The sequence below is a fragment of the Halobacterium noricense genome, assembly GCF_021233435.1.
Taxonomy (GTDB): Archaea; Halobacteriota; Halobacteria; order Halobacteriales; family Halobacteriaceae; genus Halobacterium; species Halobacterium noricense.
On record NZ_CP089468.1, the window covers coordinates 290,618 to 311,115 of the forward strand.

At 56.8% G+C, this 20,498-nt stretch carries 15 protein-coding genes and 1 pseudogene; 8 read left to right on the plus strand and 8 right to left on the minus strand.

The window, feature by feature from the left end; genetic code table 11:
- Positions 1-29 precede the first annotated feature (29 nt).
- The 3 genes from LT974_RS01685 to LT974_RS01695 all read right to left on the minus strand — a co-directional run bounded on the left by LT974_RS01685 (position 30) and on the right by LT974_RS01695 (position 3,584).
- Positions 30-998 carry a restriction endonuclease gene (locus tag LT974_RS01685; RefSeq protein WP_232588918.1) on the minus strand — a complete coding sequence of 323 codons (969 nt, stop codon included), beginning with the start codon at positions 996-998 and terminating at the stop codon, positions 30-32.
- Positions 999-1,077: 79 nt separating this feature from the next.
- On the minus strand, positions 1,078-2,781 hold the full coding sequence (locus LT974_RS01690) for a DUF7282 domain-containing protein (RefSeq protein WP_232588919.1): 1,704 nt from the start codon (positions 2,779-2,781) through the stop codon (positions 1,078-1,080).
- 164 nt (positions 2,782-2,945) lie between these two features.
- Entirely contained in the window at positions 2,946-3,584 is a 639-nt protein-coding gene (locus tag LT974_RS01695) for an NAD(P)-dependent oxidoreductase (protein WP_232588921.1), read from the minus strand.
- Between the two features lie 136 nt (positions 3,585-3,720).
- On the opposite strand from LT974_RS01695, the gene LT974_RS01700 reads away from it, so the two are divergent.
- Positions 3,721-4,059 carry a winged helix-turn-helix transcriptional regulator gene (locus tag LT974_RS01700; protein WP_232588922.1) on the plus strand — a complete coding sequence of 113 codons (339 nt, stop codon included), beginning with the start codon at positions 3,721-3,723 and terminating at the stop codon, positions 4,057-4,059.
- A 58-nt stretch (positions 4,060-4,117) separates the two neighbouring features.
- Here LT974_RS01700 and LT974_RS01705 read toward each other — a convergent pair.
- A pseudogene (locus LT974_RS01705) lies at positions 4,118-4,849 on the minus strand (IS6 family transposase).
- Between the two features lie 272 nt (positions 4,850-5,121).
- Between LT974_RS01705 and LT974_RS01710 the strand changes: the two are divergent.
- The gene (locus LT974_RS01710; RefSeq protein WP_232588923.1) at positions 5,122-9,090 is read left to right on the plus strand and encodes a thrombospondin type 3 repeat-containing protein; all 3,969 of its coding nucleotides are present in this window, start codon (positions 5,122-5,124) and stop codon (positions 9,088-9,090) included.
- 959 nt (positions 9,091-10,049) lie between these two features.
- On the opposite strand, the gene LT974_RS01725 is transcribed toward LT974_RS01710, so the two are convergent.
- Together LT974_RS01725 and LT974_RS01730 are read right to left on the minus strand one after the other, a co-directional pair.
- Entirely contained in the window at positions 10,050-10,952 is a 903-nt protein-coding gene (locus tag LT974_RS01725) for a serine/threonine-protein kinase RIO2 (protein ID WP_232588924.1), read from the minus strand.
- Positions 10,953-11,379: 427 nt separating this feature from the next.
- Entirely contained in the window at positions 11,380-13,014 is a 1,635-nt protein-coding gene (locus tag LT974_RS01730) for a transposase (RefSeq protein WP_232588926.1), read from the minus strand.
- A gap of 444 nt (positions 13,015-13,458) precedes the next feature.
- Between LT974_RS01730 and LT974_RS01735 the strand changes: the two genes are divergently transcribed.
- Positions 13,459-14,082 carry an ATP-binding protein gene (locus LT974_RS01735; RefSeq protein ID WP_232588927.1) on the plus strand — a complete coding sequence of 208 codons (624 nt, stop codon included), beginning with the start codon at positions 13,459-13,461 and terminating at the stop codon, positions 14,080-14,082.
- A gap of 137 nt (positions 14,083-14,219) precedes the next feature.
- Here LT974_RS01735 and LT974_RS01740 read toward each other — a convergent pair whose 3' ends face one another.
- The gene (locus tag LT974_RS01740; protein WP_136361172.1) at positions 14,220-15,386 is read right to left on the minus strand and encodes an ISH3 family transposase; all 1,167 of its coding nucleotides are present in this window, start codon (positions 15,384-15,386) and stop codon (positions 14,220-14,222) included.
- Positions 15,387-15,620: 234 nt separating this feature from the next.
- On the opposite strand from LT974_RS01740, the gene LT974_RS01745 reads away from it, so the two are divergent.
- The 5 genes from LT974_RS01745 (at position 15,621) to LT974_RS01765 (ending at position 20,066) form a co-directional block, all read left to right on the plus strand.
- Entirely contained in the window at positions 15,621-16,934 is a 1,314-nt protein-coding gene (locus LT974_RS01745) for a hypothetical protein (RefSeq protein ID WP_232588928.1), read from the plus strand.
- A gap of 42 nt (positions 16,935-16,976) precedes the next feature.
- Positions 16,977-18,080 carry a DNA adenine methylase gene (locus LT974_RS01750; RefSeq protein WP_232588929.1) on the plus strand — a complete coding sequence of 368 codons (1,104 nt, stop codon included), beginning with the start codon at positions 16,977-16,979 and terminating at the stop codon, positions 18,078-18,080.
- Positions 18,081-18,265: 185 nt separating this feature from the next.
- A complete protein-coding gene (locus LT974_RS01755) occupies positions 18,266-18,880 on the plus strand; it encodes an adenylate/guanylate cyclase domain-containing protein (protein ID WP_232588930.1) in 615 nt (204 codons plus the stop codon).
- Positions 18,881-18,882: 2 nt separating this feature from the next.
- Positions 18,883-19,374, plus strand: a complete 492-nt coding sequence (locus LT974_RS01760) for a Pycsar system effector family protein (RefSeq protein WP_232588931.1) — start codon at positions 18,883-18,885, stop codon at positions 19,372-19,374.
- 158 nt (positions 19,375-19,532) lie between these two features.
- Positions 19,533-20,066 (plus strand): homing endonuclease associated repeat-containing protein, encoded by a 534-nt coding sequence (locus LT974_RS01765; protein ID WP_232588933.1) that lies wholly within the window; start codon positions 19,533-19,535, stop codon positions 20,064-20,066.
- A gap of 209 nt (positions 20,067-20,275) precedes the next feature.
- On the opposite strand, the gene LT974_RS01770 is transcribed toward LT974_RS01765, so the two are convergent.
- A complete protein-coding gene (locus LT974_RS01770; RefSeq protein WP_232588934.1) occupies positions 20,276-20,476 on the minus strand; it encodes a hypothetical protein in 201 nt (66 codons plus the stop codon).
- Positions 20,477-20,498 lie beyond the last annotated feature (22 nt).

The following is a 20,498-nucleotide window of genomic DNA, read 5'->3' on the forward strand; positions in this document are numbered from 1 at the left end:
CGGGGGTTAAGAACTTCGAATCCCCGCGGTCACTCGACGTCGGACGCCAGGTCGGCGTGCTCGAAGCGCAGCCCGGGGCCGTCCGGCCGTTCGACGAGCGTCGCGCCGTCGAAGTCCTCGGGCACCGAGAACACGACGAGCATCCGGCCGGACTCGCCGGGCGCGGCGGTCACCGCCGACAGTTGCTGCCGGAACTGCTGGCTGGCGTTCTCGAAGCGCTGGTGGCCGTAGTTCGTTCCGTTCACCGACAGTGCGAAGTTCTGGTTCCGCACAACGACCTGCGAGTCGCCCGCGGTCACGTTCAACTGGACGACGACGAACGTCTCCCCCTCGTTTGGCTGGTAGGTGTTGTTCGCGGTCTGGATCTCGTCCTGTACGCGAGCGTCCCACTCCGCGGTCGCGGTGGTGTTCTCCCCGGCAGCCATCGAGAACGCCGTGAACGCCGGCCCCGCGTCGCCGCCACCGCCGCCGACGAACGGCACGAAGCTCAGGACGGTCCCGCCCGCGAACACGGCCGCCAGAATCACCACCACTGCCACTGCGATTGGGACGACCGGGATGCCGCTGGGCACGCCGCCCGGCGGGCTCGGCACGTTGTCGAGCAGCGACCCGTCGTCGCTCCCAGTGAACTGTTCGACGAGGCCCTCGGCACCCTCGTCGCGGACCGACGACGCGAGCTCGTTCGGGTCGAGGAGGTGGACGTCGCCCGCGTCCGCGGCACTCCGCGCGCCGGTCGTGAACCGGCCGCGGGTCGCCATCACGCGCACGTCGACGCCCTTCTTGTCGCAGAACGCCGCGAAGTCCTCGACCTCGGAGGCACCGATTTCCGTGTCGGTGTCCGGTCGGACGCCGATGAGCCCACGTTTGCCGCTGTCCTTGTCGCCGCCGACGAGGTACGTGCCGTCGTCGTTCTCCGTGACCGACGTCGACCATCCCTTCTCCTCCCAGAACGCTGCGAGGAAGTGCGGGAACTCCGACGCCGCCATCTCGTCGAACATCACGCGGCCCTCCCGGCCGGACGCGTACTCTGTCCCGTCATGCAGTCCTCAGGTGTATCGTAATCACCACAGCGCCCCCTCATAAACGGTCGGGTCCGCGGCGCGCCGCCAACAACAGCGCGGCGATGACCGCGACGAGTGTGGTCACGGGCGACAGCGGCACGAACCCGCCCGACGAGTTGTCGTTGCTCGCGACTGGCGCGATTGGCTCCGCGTCGTTTACGTGCAGCGTCACCTCCGTCGAGGTCGGCGCTGCGGTCTGCGTCGCGGTCGTGGTGTTGTTCGGCTTCGACGACGTCGCCGGCTCGATGATTGCGGTTCCAGCGACCGGCGAGCCCGACGCCTCGTACGCGGGGTCGCTAGCGTCTAGCTCCCCGTTCCCGTTCGCGTCCACGATAGCAGTCGCGGTCACGTTCGTCGGACCGTCCAACGACGCGTTCAACGGAATGTCGACGCTGCCGTTGGTCGTTTGTGGGAGCGACTCCGAGGTTCCGAGCGTCTCGTTGTCCGCAGTCAGCCGAAGGAACCCGCCGCGGGAGAGCCTCACGCGCTCGACGGTCACCGTGCCGTTCTTGACCACCTGCGAGGGGAACAGTATCGACGCTCTCGCAGCGGTCAGCCGGACCGTCGTCCGGGTCTCCTCCTCGTAGGTCTGCACCCACAGCGGGAACGTCGCCGGCCGGTCGGCGTTCGAGAAGTCGAACGTCGTCCCGAACGTTCCGTCCCTCGACACCCCGACGTCGGACTGCCAGAGCCGCGGCGGGTTCCCGTCCTCGTGGAGCGCACGCACGTTCAGCGTGGTCCCCGGGAGGAGGTTCGCCTCCCCCGAAATCTGCATCTGGTCGCCATCCCACGGCGCGAGCGTGTAGCCGGGGTCGGCGCTGATGCTCACCGACGGCTCTACGAGCGTCACGCGCTCCGTGAGCAGCGTCTGGTTCTTCGAGAACAGGGGGTTCTTCGTCTCGTCGACGGTGAGTTCGAACTCGTAGGTGTGGTTCGACCCCGTACCGAGGTCGACGCTGCTGGTGTCCCAGAGCGCGGCGAACTGGCCGCCACCGTCACCGAACTGGGCGGCCACGCGCAGGTCCTCGGCGGTGTACGTCTCGGCTTTCGTGTTCGGCTCCGGGTCGAGTTCCTCGATGCGCATCTCGAAGCCCTCGCTGGCTAACGCTTGCGCGGACACGTCGCCGTCGAACGGCGCGCCGTAGCCGCTCTCGTTCTCGTCGACCACGAACGCCGCGTAGTCGCCCAGCACGACGTTGTCGTTGCCGCGCCCGATTTCCGCGTGCGTCTGGACGGCACTGAGCCCGTTCCCGCCGTCATCCTCGAAGAAGCCGCCGCGGAGTGCGCCGGTCTCGCTCACCAGCTCGCCGTTCGGGAGCACCGTGAGCGTCCCGTACGCTTCCGTCTCTCCGTCGATGGTCACCTCCAGCACGTACTGGCCGGGCTGGATGGCTTCGTCGAGCGGCGGCTCCTGCATGTCCGCCGCACCGCCCGAGATGAAGTCGCTCGCGTTCTCGTCCGAGCGGTACGTGTCGAACGTGACCGTGTCGGACCCACTCCCCCCGAGCCCGACCAGCACCTCGAAGCCGCCGCCCGAGATGGTGAGGTTCGCGGGTCCGGAGTGGCCGATGTTGATATTGACCGTTCCGCCCCGCGTCACGGTGTAATCCCCGACGGACGCGGACGCCTGCGTGCTCGCGGCGACTGGCGCGACACCTGTGAGTACGGCGGCGACCAACACGAGCGCGGCGACGACGGGGACGAATCGGGTGTGTGCCATGACCGATTGCAGTTCGGCCTTCACTTCCGCGCCGTCGTATAAATACAGCAGGGTGTCGAGTTAGATGCCGGACACGTCTGGCTGGAGCGCCGCTTTTGTCTGCTCGCTGTTGTAGCGACCGTCGGAACCACATTCGGTCGCGTTCACTTTGTCGTCTATACGTCTTAGTAGCCGACGGCGAGCTGTGTGTGAATCGAGTCGCCGTTTTCGAGTTCGTCGACGAAGGCGATGGCGAAGTCCTCCATCGAGATGTAACTCTCTCCGCCTTCGCCGGCGACGAGCTGTCCTTCCGCCGTTCGGTACTCGCCCGTCCGCTCCCCCGGCTCAATCTGTGCCGGCGGCGCGACATACGACCACTGGAGGTCATCAACATCGAGAATGAGTTCAAAGCCGTCGATGTGTGCCTCCGCGAGCGGCACAAGTTCGTCCGGGAAATCGTCGGTTTCGACGAGCTGTGTGTCCGGCCCGACGTTCAGGCCGCCCGCACCGCCCGTCCAGCCAAACCGATCAACGTCTGTCTGTCGGAGGCCCTCGATGAGTGTCTCTGCCATCTCGGGGAGGATTTCGACGCTTTCCTCTCCCGATGGGCCGAGCGCCGATGCGACGACGTCGTGGCCCTCAGCGAGTTCTGCGATCTCATCGGAGTCGGTTGCGTCACCAGCGACCGCCTCGAAGTCAGGGTCGTCGATTCCGTCGATGTCGCCGCTTCGGGAGACGCCAGTCACCTCGTGGCCGCGTTCGAGGAGTTCGTTTGTAATTCGTTGGCCGATTCGTCCGCTTGCACCGAGTAGTAGTACGTTCATAGTATTGTGTGGGGGTCGTTGGTAGTCGTCTGGCGATGCGTGATGAGGCCCGCAGTTACGGTCATATCTTCACACCTGATATTGGAACGTGACCTTCTTATAGTTCAGCGAACGTAGGTATGACCAAGTCACATCAATGTCATCGGACGCAGCCCTCGAAGCAAAATACGACAGCTGCCCCGTCCTCAAAACCCTCGAAGAGGTCGGATCTCGGTGGCAAATGTCCGTCATTCACGTCCTCAGGGAGGGAAATCTCCGGTTTAACGAGATCAAGCGGGCGACGGATGCGAACTCACAGACGTTGTCCCGCGTGCTGGATGATCTTGAAGAGAAGGATTACGTCAACCGCCGGGTTGAAGAGGGAAGTCCAGTCGCGGTCTATTATTCGTTGACGCCAAAGGGTGAAGACCTCATCTCCGCGTTTGACGAAATTTATGAATGGGGCGAAAAATGGCTTGACAGCGAAAACGAATGAGTTGGTACAGATTGGTTGATATGCAGACCTACTGACCAGTTGGTTCAAACGGCACTGTCTAGTTTAGGACCTCGTCAGCTGGCGTTCGATCACCAAGCAATTGATGCGGTCTGAGGCGGTTGTAGTAATGCGCAAATAACGCAAGCTACTGGCGAACGCTCCGCCGACTGCCCACCCACGAGATATGGAAACGGTCGAGCCGCATTTTCAGTGTGTGAAACCATTTTTCGATGAGGTTTCGGTCGGTGTAGTCAACCCGACCGTTCAGTCCTAATCGTCCAAGTGCAGTCCGGTAGCGAACTGATAGACGAGAAACGTGGTGTCTGAAAGATCGTGTTTCTTCACCAGTCCAGCGAGGAACGCAGCCGCCGGATCGGTGCCATGGCGTCCGAACAACGCAACGTCAAGAATGAGCTTTGTGTCGAGGTCTATTGCATCGTACAACCAAGACCACTCACCGTTAATTTTGACAGCAGTTTCGTCAACCGCGACCCGCTTCGGCTGCGCCTCAGGCGGGTCGGGAACGCTATCAGACAGCCGATGTACCCACTGTCAAACTGCTTGGTGAGAGCGTTCCACGCCCAATTCCGCGAGAATTATTGTTGTCTCCCTGAGCGAACAACCGGTCGCGTGAAGGCGGACGGCGAACGCCCTGACGGGCGTCCTCAGAACCCAACGGTTCTGATGTGCGAACGAGACGCGGAGCGCCTCGTCACGTCGCCGTCCGCTCACGCTCCCAAGTTTCTTCTAAATCCGCCCCAGGGCACTCGCTGAGCAGGTCTGCGAGCATCTGAACCAACTCACTCAACGACCTGCTCACTTCTCAAACTGGCTTAACTAGACAGTGCCTTATCATCTTCCCCTTCGCATGGAATCAGCTTATCTGAAAACCACCACAGCACCAAAACTTAATATTGAATACCCAATTATTCTTAATGAATGATTGTGAAGAGATCGACTATCGCGACCGCGATGACGATTGTTCTCATCGTTGCCGTTCTCCCACCATTCTTCGTCAATGGAGTAGCTGCAGGTGAGTTCACGGCCATCAGTTGTACCCAAGTGGACACGAATAGCGGGGTTTCGGTGGAGATTATCGGAATCGAGGCCAGCGACGGCGACTGCCAGGTGACCCCCGACGAGACGCTGAACATCACCCTCCAGGACTCGATTGTCGGCACGCTCGGTGCGGACGACATCGTCGTTGTCGACGTGGACACCAACACGACGAACGACGAACTCAACAACTTCGGCTTTCTGGGCCTTGGCTCCGACCGCTACCTCATTAATATCACTCACGCCAAGTTGACCACCCTCAGCGACGAGCCGAACGACAAACTCATCATCCGGGTGGAGTCGAGGGCGCTAACTCTCCTCGGGACGGGCCACACCGACGCGTACCGTGTGTTCGCGGATTCGGATGGCGACGGCATCGCCGACAGCACGGAGGTGACCGGTGACGCCGACGGCGACGGCACTCCAAACTACCTCGATACGGACTCGGACGGTGACGGCATCGCTGACAGCACGGAGGGGACCGGCGACGCCGACGCCGACGGCACGCCGAACTATCTTGATGCAGATTCCGACGGCGACGGCATCGCCGACGGCACGGAAGGTTCGGGGGATGCCGACGCCGACGGAATCCCGAACCATCTGGATTCGGACGCGGACGGCGACGGGCTCTCCGACAGCTCCGAAGGGACGACTGATTCCGATGGCGACGGGGCACCGGATTATCTCGATGAAGATTCGGACGGTGATGGCATCTCCGACCGCACGGAGGGTGCGGCCGACACTGACGGTGACGGGACACTGAACTACCTGGATCCGGATTCAGACGGCGACAGCATCTCCGATGGCACGGAAGGAACCGGGGACGCTGACGGCGACGGTATTCCGAACTACCTCGATACGGATTCGAGCGGTGACTCCGACGTTGACGGCGACGGCATCTCGGACGTGACTGAGGGCACCGGTGACGCCGACGGTGACGGCACTCCAAACTACCTCGATACGGATTCGGACGGTGACGGCATCTTGGACGGCACGGAAGGCACCGGCGACGGGGACGGCGACGGTACCTCAAACTACCTAGACACCGACGCCGACGGTGACGGCATCTCCGACAGTTCCGAAGGGACGACTGATTCCGACGGCGACGGCACGGTCGACTATCTGGATACGGATTCGGACGGCGACGGCGTCTCCGACAGCACGGAAGGATCGGGGGACACCGACGGCGATGGCACCCCAAACTACCTCGACTCTGACGCGGACGGCGACAGCATCGCCGACGGCACGGAGGGAGCGGGCGACGCGGATGGCGATGGCACGGCCGACTATCTGGATACGGATTCTGACGGTGACAGCATCGCCGACGGCACGGAGGGAGCGGGCGACGCGGATGGCGACGGCACCCCGAACTACCTCGATGCTGACGCGGATGGCGACGGCATCGCCGACAGCACGGAAGGCACCGGCGACGCGGATGGCGATGGCACGCTGAGCTACCTCGACACCGACGCCGACGGTGACGGCATCTCGGACGGAACAGAAGGGACCGGTGACATCGACAGTAACGGTATCCCGAACTATCTAGATACTGACTTCGACGGCGACGGAATCTCGGACGTGACTGAAGGTACCGGCGACGCCGACGGCGACGGCACCTCGAACTACCTCGACACGGATTCTGACGGTGACGGCATCTCGGACTTGACTGAAGCCACCGGCGACGCCGACGGCGACGGCACCCCGAACTACCTCGATACAGATTCCGACGGCGACGGCATCGCCGACAGCACGGAGGATTCGATCGACGGGGACGGCGACGGCATCCCGAACTACCTCGATACCGACGCCGACGGTGATGGGACCTCCGACAGGTCGGAAGGCACCGGTGATGCCGACGGTGACGGTATCCCGAACTACCTGGACGCCGATGCGACGGATTCGGACGGCGACGGCATCGCCGACAGCACGGAAGGCACCGGCGACGGGGACGGCGACGGCACCCCGAACTATCAGGATCTGGACTCTGACGGCGATGGCGTCTCCGACAGCGATGAGGGCTCAATCGACGCGGACGGCGACGGTTCCGGGAACTACCTAGACGAAGATTCGGACGGCGATGGCTTTTCGGATGGGACTGAAGGCACCGGCGACGGGGACGGCGACGGCATCCCGAACTACCTAGACACCGACGCCGACGGTGATGGGACCTCCGACAGGTCGGAAGGCACCGGTGATGCCGACGGTGACGGTATCCCGAACTACCTGGACGCCGACAGCGACGGCGACAGCATCTTAGACAGCATCGAGGGTGTTAGTGACACCGATGGTGACGGAACGTCAAACTACCTTGACAGCGACGCCGACGGTGACGGAATAACCGATAGTGACGAGGGTACGGATGACGTGGACGGCGACAGTACCCCGAACTACTTCGATACAGATTCCGACGGCGACGGCATCGCCGACGGTATAGAAGGGATGATTGATTTTGACGGCGACGGGACGGCGGATTATCTAGATGGGGACTCGGACGGTGACAGTATCGACGACAGCACAGAGGGCTCGGGAGACACCGACGGTGACGGAACCCCGAACTATCTGGATTCGGACTCCGACGGCGATGGCATCGCCGACAGCACGGAAGGCACCGGCGACACGGATGGCGATGGCACGCTGAGCTACCTCGACACCGACGCCGACAGTGACGGCATCTCGGACGGGACGGAGGGGGTCGGTGACGTGGACGGCGACGGCACCCCAAACTACCTCGATACGGATTCCGACGGGGACGGCATCGCGGACAGTGACGAGGGTCCGAGCGACGCGGACGGCGACGGCACCCCAAACTACCTCGACACCGACGCCCACGGTGATGGCATCCCAGATAGCACCGAGGGGACGGGCGACGCCGACGGTGACGGTACCCCGAAATACCTGGACGCCGATTCGAGCGGTGACTCCGACGGCGACGGCATCGAGGACCATATCGAAGGTACCGGTGATGTCGACGACGATGGGACACCGAACTACCTCGACAGTGACTCCGACGGCGACGGCATCTCTGACGGGATGGAGAGGGTCGGTGACGCGGACGGCGACGGCACGCCGAACCATCTCGACACGGATGCCGACGGTGACGGCATCTCGGACAACGAGGAAGGGACGACTGATTCCAGCGGCGACGGGACGTCGAACTACCTCGACACGGATTCAGACGATGACGGCATCACCGACAGCGCAGAAGGCGCCGGTGATGCGGATGGTGATGGGACGCCGAACTACCTCGATACAGATTCGGACGGTGACAGCAACTTCGACGGCACGGAAGGAACCGGAGACGTGGATGGGGACGGGACACCGAACTATCTCGATACGGATTCGGACGGTGACGGCGTCGCCGACAGCGAGGAAGGGACCGGCGATGCGGATGGCGACGCGACACCGAACTACCTCGACAGTGATTCCGACGGGGACGGAGTCTCCGACGGTGCAGAAGGTACGACCGACGCGGATGGCGACGGCACGCCGAACTACCTTGACGCCGATTCGAGCGGAGACTCCGACGGCGATGGCATCCCGGATGGGTCAGAGGGAACCGGCGACGCCGACAGCGACGGCACGCCGAACTATCAGGATATGGACTCTGACGGCGACGGTATCTCGGACGTCAAGGAAGGGGTCAGTGACGCCGACAACGACGGGAGGGCGAACTATCTGGATGCGGATTTAGATTCAGACGGCGACGGGATCTCCGACGGCACTGAAGGTACCGGTGACGCCGACGGTGATGGCACGCCGAACTATCTGGATGCCCTCGCAGACGGCGGTACCACCGGAACGACCGATAGCACACCGACCCAGAAGAAGACGGATACTGATGGTTACCGGCAGCCGTTCTTCGAGGACACGGGAGAGTCCATCTGGTTCCTGGGCGCAGGCCTCGCCCTGCTGTTGCTCCTTCTCATCTTGGTGTTGGCACGGCGACGGGACGAGGAGGAAGAGGAATCTCCCTAACGCTGCTGGACGGTTAGAACTCGTCTAACCCTGCTTGTTCTGCCACGATTACGTCTTCTACCGTCGACCACGACGCCCGTGCACAGCCCGGTAGCTCGCTGAGGAATTCGCGGTCGGTCGGATCCGAGGGATAGCCTGAACTTACCAGAATTGAGGCGAGAATGCCCCCTCCTTAAGGAATGAGTGCAAGCGAACGAGTAGGGAGGGGATGAATCGCCGTACAGCAATACAAGGCGATCACAGGCGTGCATTCCCCTTAACTTATCACACTCTCTTATTTCAAATATTATATGAGAACGTATTCGGGATTCACTCGAACTGCTATACTTACCGAGCCAACGTTCAGTTGAAACTAAAGCAGCTAGCTTTATTTGTGACAACGACTCGGGCGTCACAGCGAGCTGTCTTCCGACAACTCTCTCGGGAACGATATTATGAGTGGCCGGCCTACGATTCGACGCCGCTCTACGATCGGAGTTCGATAGTCAGCACGTCCTGGAGATGATTATTCGGACTCAGGTTCTTCTACTTCGCGTTTGCGTGCCTCCTGTACTCGGTTTGGCGAGCGGTTGATTTGCTCGTCCAAGTTGAGTTGACTGGTGGGTACCAGCGCTCACCAATCGTGACTGCCGACAATACGCTCACGCTGCTGAAGGCGGAGACTGGAATTGGGTAGTGAGGTTCTTAATCTCGGGACAGCGCAGATTTCTAAGTGGCAACGCTGTCGAGGATTTCGGAAACCTATCGATATAGTTAGCATTCATACAGGAAAGGCGTTTGAGAGGAGATTTGAAGCATCTCCCAGTCACTGATTCGTCCGAGACCACGCATCACAGGTCCGCTAAACCCGGTGTAATCTCAACGTCCAGTACGGGAATTCTATATCGCAAAAAGCAATTTATACGAGTGAACCGAGAGTACAGCCACTAAGGAATCTGTGAGCGAGAAACGCGAATGCGTCAGAATTCGGTAACTGAGCCGAACGAACCGCTCGCGACCGCGTCTGCGATTGCCGACTCGTCGACGTCGGGGACGTCGCTGGGGTACTTCTGCTGGAAGTAGCCGACGACGTTCCCGACGTCGCGGGCCAACAGCTCGCGGGCGTTCTCGTGGTCGCTCGGCGTGGCCTGCGGCCAGTCGAACAGCGTCACGCCGTCCTCGCTGACGAAGACGTTGTACTCGCTGATGTCGGCGTGCACGTAGCCCGCGTCGTAGGCGGTCGCCATCTCCCGGAGCACCAAATCGAGGACGCCGCTTGCTTGCTCGGGTTCTAGTTCCGCGCGCGAGAGTTCCACGCCGTCGATGCGCTCCATCACGATGGCGTGGCGGTTCTGGTCGACCGGCCGCGGGACGTTCACGTCCGGGTATAGCGTCTCCAGGGCGTCATACTCGCGCTCGGCGGCCTTCCGCGCGGTGTACTGCCAGGACGTGTGTTCCTTGTCGCTGGTGTAGTCCCGCCCGCGGTGGACCTCCCGAAATTGGGTGTAGCCCTCGCGGTGGAACTTCAGCGCCATCGGGCGGAACGACTGCACCTCGTAGACGTCGCTCTCCTTGCCGACGCCGAGCGGCGAGCCGAAGCCCTCGACGGTGTCGCGTTCGGCGAACGCGTGCAGCGCGAGCGCGTCGTAGCCCGCGAACGTGAGCTGGACGCCCTCGTACTGGATGGTCTTCCGTTCGAGGAACTCCAGGTCGAGCATGCGGTCCAGCCGGTAGTCGACTTCCTCCTGTGTCAGCCGGGAGAATTCCGGGAGCTTCTCGCGGCTGACCCACTCGGAGAACCGCATTCCGTGTTCGACCCCGGAGAGCAGGTGGAAGTCCTCCGGGTCGAGGTCCGCCATCTCGGCGGCGACGTTCCGAACCATTCACGCGAATCTAGCGGACCGGCAGGTAAAAGCTACGCGCCGTGCGGCGACGACGCGAACTCCGCGTCGCAGAAGCTATCGTCGGGGTAGCACGGCTTGCCCCACGCGAATATTGATGGAAATCGACGCTTCGACGGCTCTATGGCCGTCTTTGCCCGGTATTCTATGTTCCGCGAAAATTCGGCCACACGCTCGATAAATTACATACTACGATATAGAATTGTCGTGCAGTAGTTGCGAATGTGCACGAGAAGCGGTGGAGATCAGTTCGAACTCTGGCCTGAACGAGGACACACCACATTTCCGGAGTCAGAAGGAGCAGTCAAATTCGGTGAGACCTGGTTCTAGAGCGCGAGACGGCTGGATTACGAGAAAAATGAGTTCAGTTGTGACTGGCTGCAGAGCGAGCCCGCCGCTGGTGGGAGTGTTAGCCGTACATATTGAGGACGGTTTCTGCGAGGTTACGGAACCGTTGTGCGGTCAACCGAGGCTTATCGCGGACGTCAGTGTCAAGGCTGATTTGGATGAGGAAGTCGACTAGTCGCCACATGTTGAACATGAGGACGCCGAAGCCGAAGTGGAACAATCGCACTGAGTAGTCCTTCGACGTCGTCTTCGGTAAGAACTCCTCAAGAGCGCGGTAGTTTGTCTCGATGCCCCACCGCCGCCGGTAGCGGTTGATCAGATTCTCTGTCTCACGACGATCCAATTCGATTTCGTCGTCGACGTCCTGGTTCGTCGCGAATACTACCGTTTCGTCGGGGTTCTGGTTTTTCGGTACCCCGACGTGCGTAGTCTCGACACGCTCTCTCGTGCTACCGCCGACAGTCGGGCCGTAGATGCCGACATCTTCCTCGACCCAGACATCGTGGTTCGCTCGTGCTATCTGGCGCTTCACCCGCTTGTTCGCGGGCACACGAATGAGATAGTTTGAGCTGGATTCTTCGAGTGTCTGGATGACCTCTGCCGAGTAGAATTCGGCGTCAGCGTAGACGGTCTGGATGCTAACGTGCTCGGCTGCTGCCCAGTAGATCTCGCGAACGAGCTCGCCAACCGACTGCCCCTTCGTGTGCGGGCGGACAGCCAACATGAACCGAACGTTGTCGCCGACGATGGAGACGGTCGCGAACTTATAGCACCAGTCGAAGCCCTTCGAGGGCGGAGCACCCATCACGACGACCTGCTCGTCATTTGGCCCGTAGTTGACCTCTGGACCGTGTTCGCCGTAATATCCGACGTAGGTCATGTCGATGCCAATCTCGACGGGACGAGTGAACTCGAGGTGGCGCTTCGCGCTCTTGAGTTGCACCTCAATCGCCTCGTCGAGAATGTCGTGGATATCAGCCGGATCGAGTTGTTTGATGTAGTGCAGTAGTGTCTCGCCTTCTGGAACATCGACACCCTTCGGAGCGTTGTCTTCGTAGATTTGGCTGCCTCCGTTAGCAGCACAGGCCTCACTACTCAGGAAACTCTCCAACCCGAGGAGCTCCCCTGTATCGTACTGTGTTCCTGCTTCTGGCCGGTCGAGGTCAATAGACCCGTATAGCAAGTCGCGGAACTCCTCGGTGACCTCTAGCGTTTTCTCCCGGATGAGTCGGTCCTCAGTTCGGTCTGAGACCTCATCTTTCTCGTCTGGTTCGAGTGACTTGAGACCGAGTGGATTGCCGTGCTCGTGGGCGTATTCCAGGATGCGATGGGTCGTGTGCTGAATCCGTGTTCGAGTCTGTTCGGTGATCCGGTTCTGCCACGTCCTGACGAATGTCGTCCGTGATGGGAGCCCTTCGAAGCCGAGCCTACGTGCTTCGTCTGGATTATTACTGAGACGGCGATGGAGTTCCGTATCAGAATACCCCATCAAGTCCTTGAGGTAGAGCGTTCGAATCATCGCCTCAAACGGATACGAAGCGTGCCACTCGTCGTACGCGTCGCCCTGAGACCGATAGCTGCTCACGTCTACTCGGGCGACGACGTTGATGGCGTTCGCGCCTTCGTCGATGAGCTCGATTGCTTCCTTTTCTATTTTGGATCGTGATTTCGTGTTTCGTGGGTTCTCGTTTGGCATTAGAGCCGGTCGAGACGTCAGTCGACTGGGTGGCAAGGCCAGTCTCGATTGGCGTGGGCGCTACGGTGGTTAGACACCAGTGAGACCGGTGCTCACCGAGACTGCCAAGATAGCTGTTGCTAATCGCGCCGCAACAACTATGTCGGAGCAGTCCAAGGAAGCAGATGTCCACTCCGCTTCCGTTTTTCGTGCGATTGCCTATCTTTCCAGCCGCGAGTTTACGATGCGATTGTAAAAAGATTCCCCGAGAAACCGCCGTTATTCCGGCTAAACCTAATGTCTATCCGGACTATCTCGGTGAACCTGGCATACGTAGACTTGCTCGAACAGCTGAGACTGTAACGCGCTAGCTATGCTCTAATCTATATTTAGGGCTTGACCAACCACCTTATCTCAGGATACCAATAGTTAAATTGAAGAACATCGCTACTACGTTACACTCTAATGAAAGAGAAATACGACCTCAGTCCTAGCAAAGATACCTATCGCTCTTTGAAATCCGACGTTTCACCCGTATCTGCGGTAAAGGAGCTTATCGATAATGTATTAGATAATTGGGTTAGGGTGGACCAGAAGAAGCCGGACGTAACAATTGACATCGAATTTGATGCCGAGGAGGGCCATTTTCGTATTCGAGACGACAGCGGTGGTATTGAAGAGGAACATATTGACAAGATATTCGCCTTAGGTGAGACAACAGTCGGAGAAGTCCCCAAATCGATTGGGGCTTTCGGGATGGGAGCGAAAAAGGCCATCGTACGTATAGGTAAAACTGCAACAATCAAGAGCCGAACTCAATCTAGCTCCTCCGGATACGGTTTTACTGTTGATGAAGAGTGGCTGAACGAGCCAAATAACTGGATGGTAGAGAGCGAAGAATTCCCGGAGATGGAGCTAGGAACTACAGTAATATCTATAGAAGATCTCCAGCTGTCTTTTGCTAACAGTGATGATGAGGAGGAGAGGGAGGTCAGGTTTACTGATCCGGAGCAGTTTTTGGATGAATTAGTTGACGAGCTTAGCCAAACATCAGTACCTCACAAAGCATCGCCAGTTAGCCTGACCTGAGCCATCTGTTCTGTTGTGATGAGTCGTCAGTAACGGTCGAGCAACGCTGATCGAAGAGGGAGCTGTCGCTGTCGGCGGCAGTCAGCCGCCGACGCGACAGCGTTGCCACTCCTGAAGGGAGCTTGCTCGGTCGGTGACTACCGGTGGAACCGGTCGTCAGGTGGCCGATTCGCGGGGACGGCCCGACGCACCGCGAGGGCCGTCCACGCAGCCCGCCGAACCATATTCACGAACTCCTTGTACGGCCACCACCAGAGGCGACGCCCGCCTCGGCGCGGCGTCGCCACGTATTCGTAGTGCAGATACCGCCACGCATTCTGCAAGAGCAGACTCACCACAACGTACAGAAGTCTCACCGTCGCGTTTCGCGTCGTTGTCGTCGCTATCGCTTGCTCGGACAAGCGATAGCTTGACTCGATACCGAAGCGTTTCGAGTAATGGTATCGAGCCTGGCGTGGTGTCTCGATAAACGGCGCGTCAGCGGCGTAGCCGTGACGCGCCACACCGTGGTCGTCGTACCGTCCGTTCAGGTACGTACAGTCGATGTAGACGGGAAACTCGACGGTCCAGCTGTGACCGTCGAGTTTCCCCGTCAGATCGTGTTGAATGACGCGACTCCACCCTTCCGCAAGTTCCTGCTGAATCGTCTTCCCCCACTGAATGATCGGGACCACGTAGGCGTAGTTGTGCGCCTGCAACAGCGTGAGACACTTGCTGTCGTAGAATCCGCGATCAAGGTAGACGGCCTTGACATCGGCGTCAAGGCCGTCGAGTACACCAAGAAACTCAGCGAGGACACTGCTGGCGGTGTCGCCGTCTTCGAGACGGCGCACCGCCAGCGTATATCGTTTGTTCTTCACACGCGCGTAGAGTGTGGCGTAGGCGTGGAATGCGGTGGTTCCACGCTTGGCTTCCGAGTGATAGAGGTTCTCCGTGTCGTCTTCATCACCGTAGTAGGGCCGCAGGTGGAGGTCTGCGCAGACCTCCACCTGCTCAGGAAGCAGTTCGACGATATCTCGTCGAAGAAGCGTGTTAGCGACTCGTTCGAGCCGTTTGGGCTCGAACTTCGTCCGGAGATGGTAGAGGATCGTGTTGGCAGCGGGGCCGTTCTGACTCGACGCACAGAGCGTAGAGACAGAGGTCCCGTCGGCGCAAGCGCCGACGAGGACCTCATAGATGCCCTCAGTAGTGATTTCAGCGTTATTGGCTAAGGAAAGCGGAACTTCCTCCTCAAGGGTGTTGACGAGAAAGTTAAGAAGCTGGTCCTCGTGAATCTCACTGTCTGCTTGCTGGGTCGTAGACACACCTTCAGCAAGCAGACGTTCTAACTAAGCGGCTTTGTGATGTACTGAACATACGAGGAATTTCTAACTGGAAGGGCAGGGCCCAACGAAGGCGAACTGTCCATCCTCGTTAATGGTACTAAAGTTGAAGCGCCGGCACAACCGAGCTGGTCATACACTCCTTACGACGATTACCACGTACGAGAGTTTGAGAATATTGAACTGGATGTACCAAAACGAGAGGAGCCAGTTTATATGGACCTGACCACGGGATTGCTTTCTTCAGGGGGGCAAGAAGATGCTGGCACCGATATCTACATACAAAATAGGAAAATTGTCTCGAGGAGTACTGAGGAAGATGGAGGCTGGGGAACTGAATTTCTCCCGAATTACCAGCCAGGTTTAGGGCGAACTCGATTCCAAATCCGACTATATACCGATGGAGAAACAGACAGCCTCCCGTGGGACACTCAAAAAAGCAATATTGACCCATATCACCCTATCATGCGGGAGGCTTTCAATTGGGTCAAGCGAGCGGGAGAGAAGTTCACTATCACATATGAGCGTTTCCCGGGTAAGTTCACGGAGCCGTATGTAGATTCAAACTCACACTCTTTAGAGAGGGAACCGTATGATTACTCTCGTCGAAAGCATGTGAGCCATCAGAAGGGACATACACCAGATGAAGAAGTGCCGCAATCTACGGAGGTGGATGACGCAGTTCAGGCTCATATAAGCGAATATTCGGTTTACGCCCCAAGCCTGGTTAAGGAGGAACTCCGGCCAGGGTATGAAGCGCAATATGACTACCATAGCGATCAGATATCGTGGGAAGTTCCGGAAGAGAAAGTATCGGAACTTGAGGAGGCGACACTATACGGTTGGTTGGAAGAGATCGACAAAGTAGCCCGAAATGATGCTAGTAACGCTCAAAGGATAGAATTTGGGGAAGAAGAGCCTTGGTGGGTACCCTATTACGACCAACAACTTTCCCAATATTCCGACGCAGGGTCTTTCGAATCCTCTAGGGAAGAGCCTCAGATAGAAGAGAAAGTCGAAGAAAGAAGGTCCACGGATAGCCTTCCGGAAGCAATTCTTTCAGAATTAACGCGATCTACCGTCGAGGAATCTGACGGTGAAGAAAGCACGTCTGGTAGTTCTAGCGGTGGAGCGGAGGATGAGTCTGGGGATAAATCAACAAAGAGTGAGGGAACGGAAAACCAAGATTCGAAGACAGAAGAGGAGCAAGATGACGAAGAACTAGAAGAGGAGGAGGGCGATGATGACGAGGAACTGGAAGAGGAGAAGAAGGACCAAAATGGCGATTCTGGAGACACAACGGAAGAATCTGGCCAAGGGCGAACAGAATCCCGTTCAGGCACTCGAAAGGCAGATGAAGACACGGAGTTAATCATAATAGAAGCAGAGGAGGAAACGTACGAACTACTCTGTGATGAATTAGACGTCTCAGAGGATGCACCACCAGAAAAAGTAGGCAACGAGCTGCTCTTGGAGTTTATTGACTTACTCCAAACAGCCGATGATACCGAGCTCGAATCTAGCGAGTAGACGATATCAAGATTTTTACTTAGTACCTTTGTAACCCCTTCCATGTCGAAATCAATTGGAATTGAGACGAGGAAAAACCCTACTAACTCTGAGGACGGTCAAAAGAGAGATACACAGTTTCCATCAACAAGATACCAAGGTTGTAAGAGGCAAATTATCGACGAGCTGTGGGATATTATTAGTGATATCGAACATGACTCCCTTTTAGATCTATTTGGTGGGACAGGCGTAGTCTCGTATAAGGCCAAATCTGCCGGGAAGAGGGTCTTGTACAACGATGTTCTATCATTTAATGGACGGGTTGGGAAAGCACTTATTGAGAATTCGAAAATACGTCTTACTCCTCAAGACGTGGATAATCTTCTCACTTTTGACCTAGATTCTTATCCATCCTTCATAGAGGACGAATTTGAAGGGATATACTTCACCGATGAGGAGAATCGGTGGTTGGATCGAATGCGGAAGAATATAACAGTAAAGCTGGATAATCGATATAAGAAGGCGATTGCGTTTGCTGCGGTAGGGCAGGCGTGTCTTACAAAACGCCCTTATGCGTTATTTCACCGCGCGAATCTGTATATGCGCCAAAACGATGTTGAGCGGTCATTTGGTAATAAAACTACTTGGGAGAGGCCATTTGAGCACTACTTTCGGAAGTTTGTAATCGAATATAATCGTGGAATTTTCAATAACTACCGTGAGAATAGAGCCTTCTCAAGGGACGCTACTTCATGGGATTATCCACAGACTGACCTTGTTTATTTAGACCCTCCATATTATGCGAAGGACAAGTCGAATCCAGTTTCAGATTATCATCTATACTATCACTTCTTAGAGGGGTACATTAAGTACGCCGAATGGCCGAGTATGATTGATCGGTCAGTTAAAACAAAGAAGATTGAGTATGATAGGTCACCCTGGAATGATCCGGATTTGATTTATGACGTCTTTGAACGGATTTTTAGAGAATGTTCCGACCGGAAAATCGTTCTTTCTTATAACACGGAATCCGCACCAACCCCGGATGAGATCCAAACGCTACTCTCGAAGTATAAAGAGCAAGTGAAAGTAGTGGATATTCAACACAAATATTCGCTTAATGCAAGTGACTCAATCCAAGAGCTTGTGTTTGTTGGGTATGACTAAGTGAATAGAATAGATTCCTAGTAATGTCTGGGCAATTGACTCCACCGAGAAAACGCAAAATCAGAAATCGAGTCGAAGACCGTCTGTCCAAGGTTGAGGACCGACTGGAGAGTATCTCTTCGGGACGAACTCAACCGAGGATGGAGTATCTCCGCCTTAATGAGTCTAAAGAATACCGGTTGGGTATGGTATTCCTCGACATAAACTCGTTTTCTGACTATCTCTTTGATAATTCGGAAGATGAGGCACTTCGAATGTTGAATATATTTATTCCGGAGGTATTAGATATAATTCGCGATTATGGTGGTGTATTTGAGAAGAACACTGGGGATGGAGTTCTGGCGTATTTTGGTGCCGGCAAATCCGATACCGTCGCTGTCCGAACAATCTTGGATTTCTTGGCTACTGTAAAGTGGGCGCTAGCAAACGTCATTAACCCACAACTTCAGGAGAAAGGTATCGCACCGATCTCAATTAGTTGCGGTGCAACTTATGGCACAACTTACTTATCCAGGATTGGAGTAAAGAGTGGAAATCAGCAGATGAATCGCTTAACCGCTGTTTCTAAAATCGCGAATACCGCCTCTCGTCTTGAAGAAAAAGCAGGAATGAATGAATATCTTGTAGGCCCCCGTATTGAGTACTATTCTCAAGAAACCTCATGGGATTCTTGGATGGAATTTCGAGAAGTGTTGGAATATAGGTGGAGCCCGAAATCGGATTCGGACGAGCGTCTCTTTCGAATCTATGACTTCGTTGGCGAATGGAATAGTACCAAAACAGAGAACCTTGAACCATAATCATGGACGAAAAATTAGACCAAGCTGAATTTTCCAAGCTCACTAAAGACCATTTAAACTCTTATATAAAGTTAGCCAATCAGAAGGCCTCCATTCTGCTGACCGCGCAACTAGCCTTTTTAGGGATTTTTATAAATGGCCTGCGTCAACCGACGCTCAAGGAAGATCAGCTTCTATTGGTAGTAACGACACTTACGGCTATTTCCGCAGTGATTGCAGCATTCTATGCGGCTAGAACAATCTATCCAAATACTCCCGAAACTACCCAGGGGCTTCTATTATGGGATTCCATAGTTGAGAAGGGGTTAGACAAGTACAAGGAAGAGATCGTCAGTGCTGACGAGGATGCCTATATAGATGAGCTAATAGAAGAGAATTATCAGCTAGCGCGTGTCTCCAAGAAGAAATATCAGAATTTGAGGTTCTCCATTATTTCAACGGGGATGATGGTTTTGTTCTCCTTGTTCGTTGGAAGTATCCTCCTATTGCGATGAGCCGAGATTGCACAGATTTTGTTGGACCACCTACGACGTAGGAATTCTCGAGGTGCGCTCGAAAGCGTGTTAGAATATAACCTAGGCCAGATTCGGCCCGCATACTGATAGACTGTCAATCGCTGGCTTAACGGCCCAAGCTCGTGAATCCACCTGGCATGCCGCGTCCGAAGAAGTATAGCGACGAGGAACTTCTCGACAACCTCCGCGAACTCGCTGAGCGAGTGTCGGAGGCACCACCGACAAAGGCTCAAATGAACGACCGTGGGCCGCACGGCGCACGCACCTATCAAGACCGATGGGGCAGTTGGTCGGCAGCTGTCGAAGCAGCTGGCTTTGAACCACGCGAGGTACCTGACCACTTCGAAGAACGACCGGACGCATGCCCACTCTGCGGCTCCGAGGAGACCGGCTTGGACTTCCACCACTGGAAGTACGCAGACGGTCCAGGCGACGATGAGGAAGTCGGCTGCTACTTCTGTCGCGACTGCCACGACCGGATCCACGAGGGCAAAGCGAAGACCGCAAACACAAACTGGTTGGTACACTGCGTCGCGAATCTCGTCGCCGTACACATCGAAAACCACCCAAAAGAGACTGATGTCGAAGCCATCATCGACCGCTACAGCATGACGGACGTCCATCCTCTCGTTAAGCGCGAGCTCCAGAAGCACATCGACACGTCGACGTAGGCTAATGCCCTGAATTCAGAACACTCTCTTAGCGCGATCCATATAGGATTCAGGTATAAACACGGCTATCAGCCGCTAAACTCCCTGCTAAGTCCGAGGGATTTAACAACCCGTACGACACTATGGTTAATTGCACTCGACGAAATCGGGGGGCGGATTTTGATGTCCCTCCGTACTTTTCACCCGACAGTCTTGCCTATAGACCTCTGTCAGTAGTCTCGATAACCTATCTCTTCTTCCGCAAGAATCCCCCTCAAATATAGCAGTTTTTCAGCCCTCTTGACGGCAAGTATCATCGACTTCGGAGTACTCCTCTTCGAGGGGGTGAATTTAGCCCGGATAATGTGCTTGAACTCCCGGAGCTTGAAGGAATATTCACCGCATTTTCTACCCCTCTTTCTCTTATACACACAATCACCCCACGTCAGACAA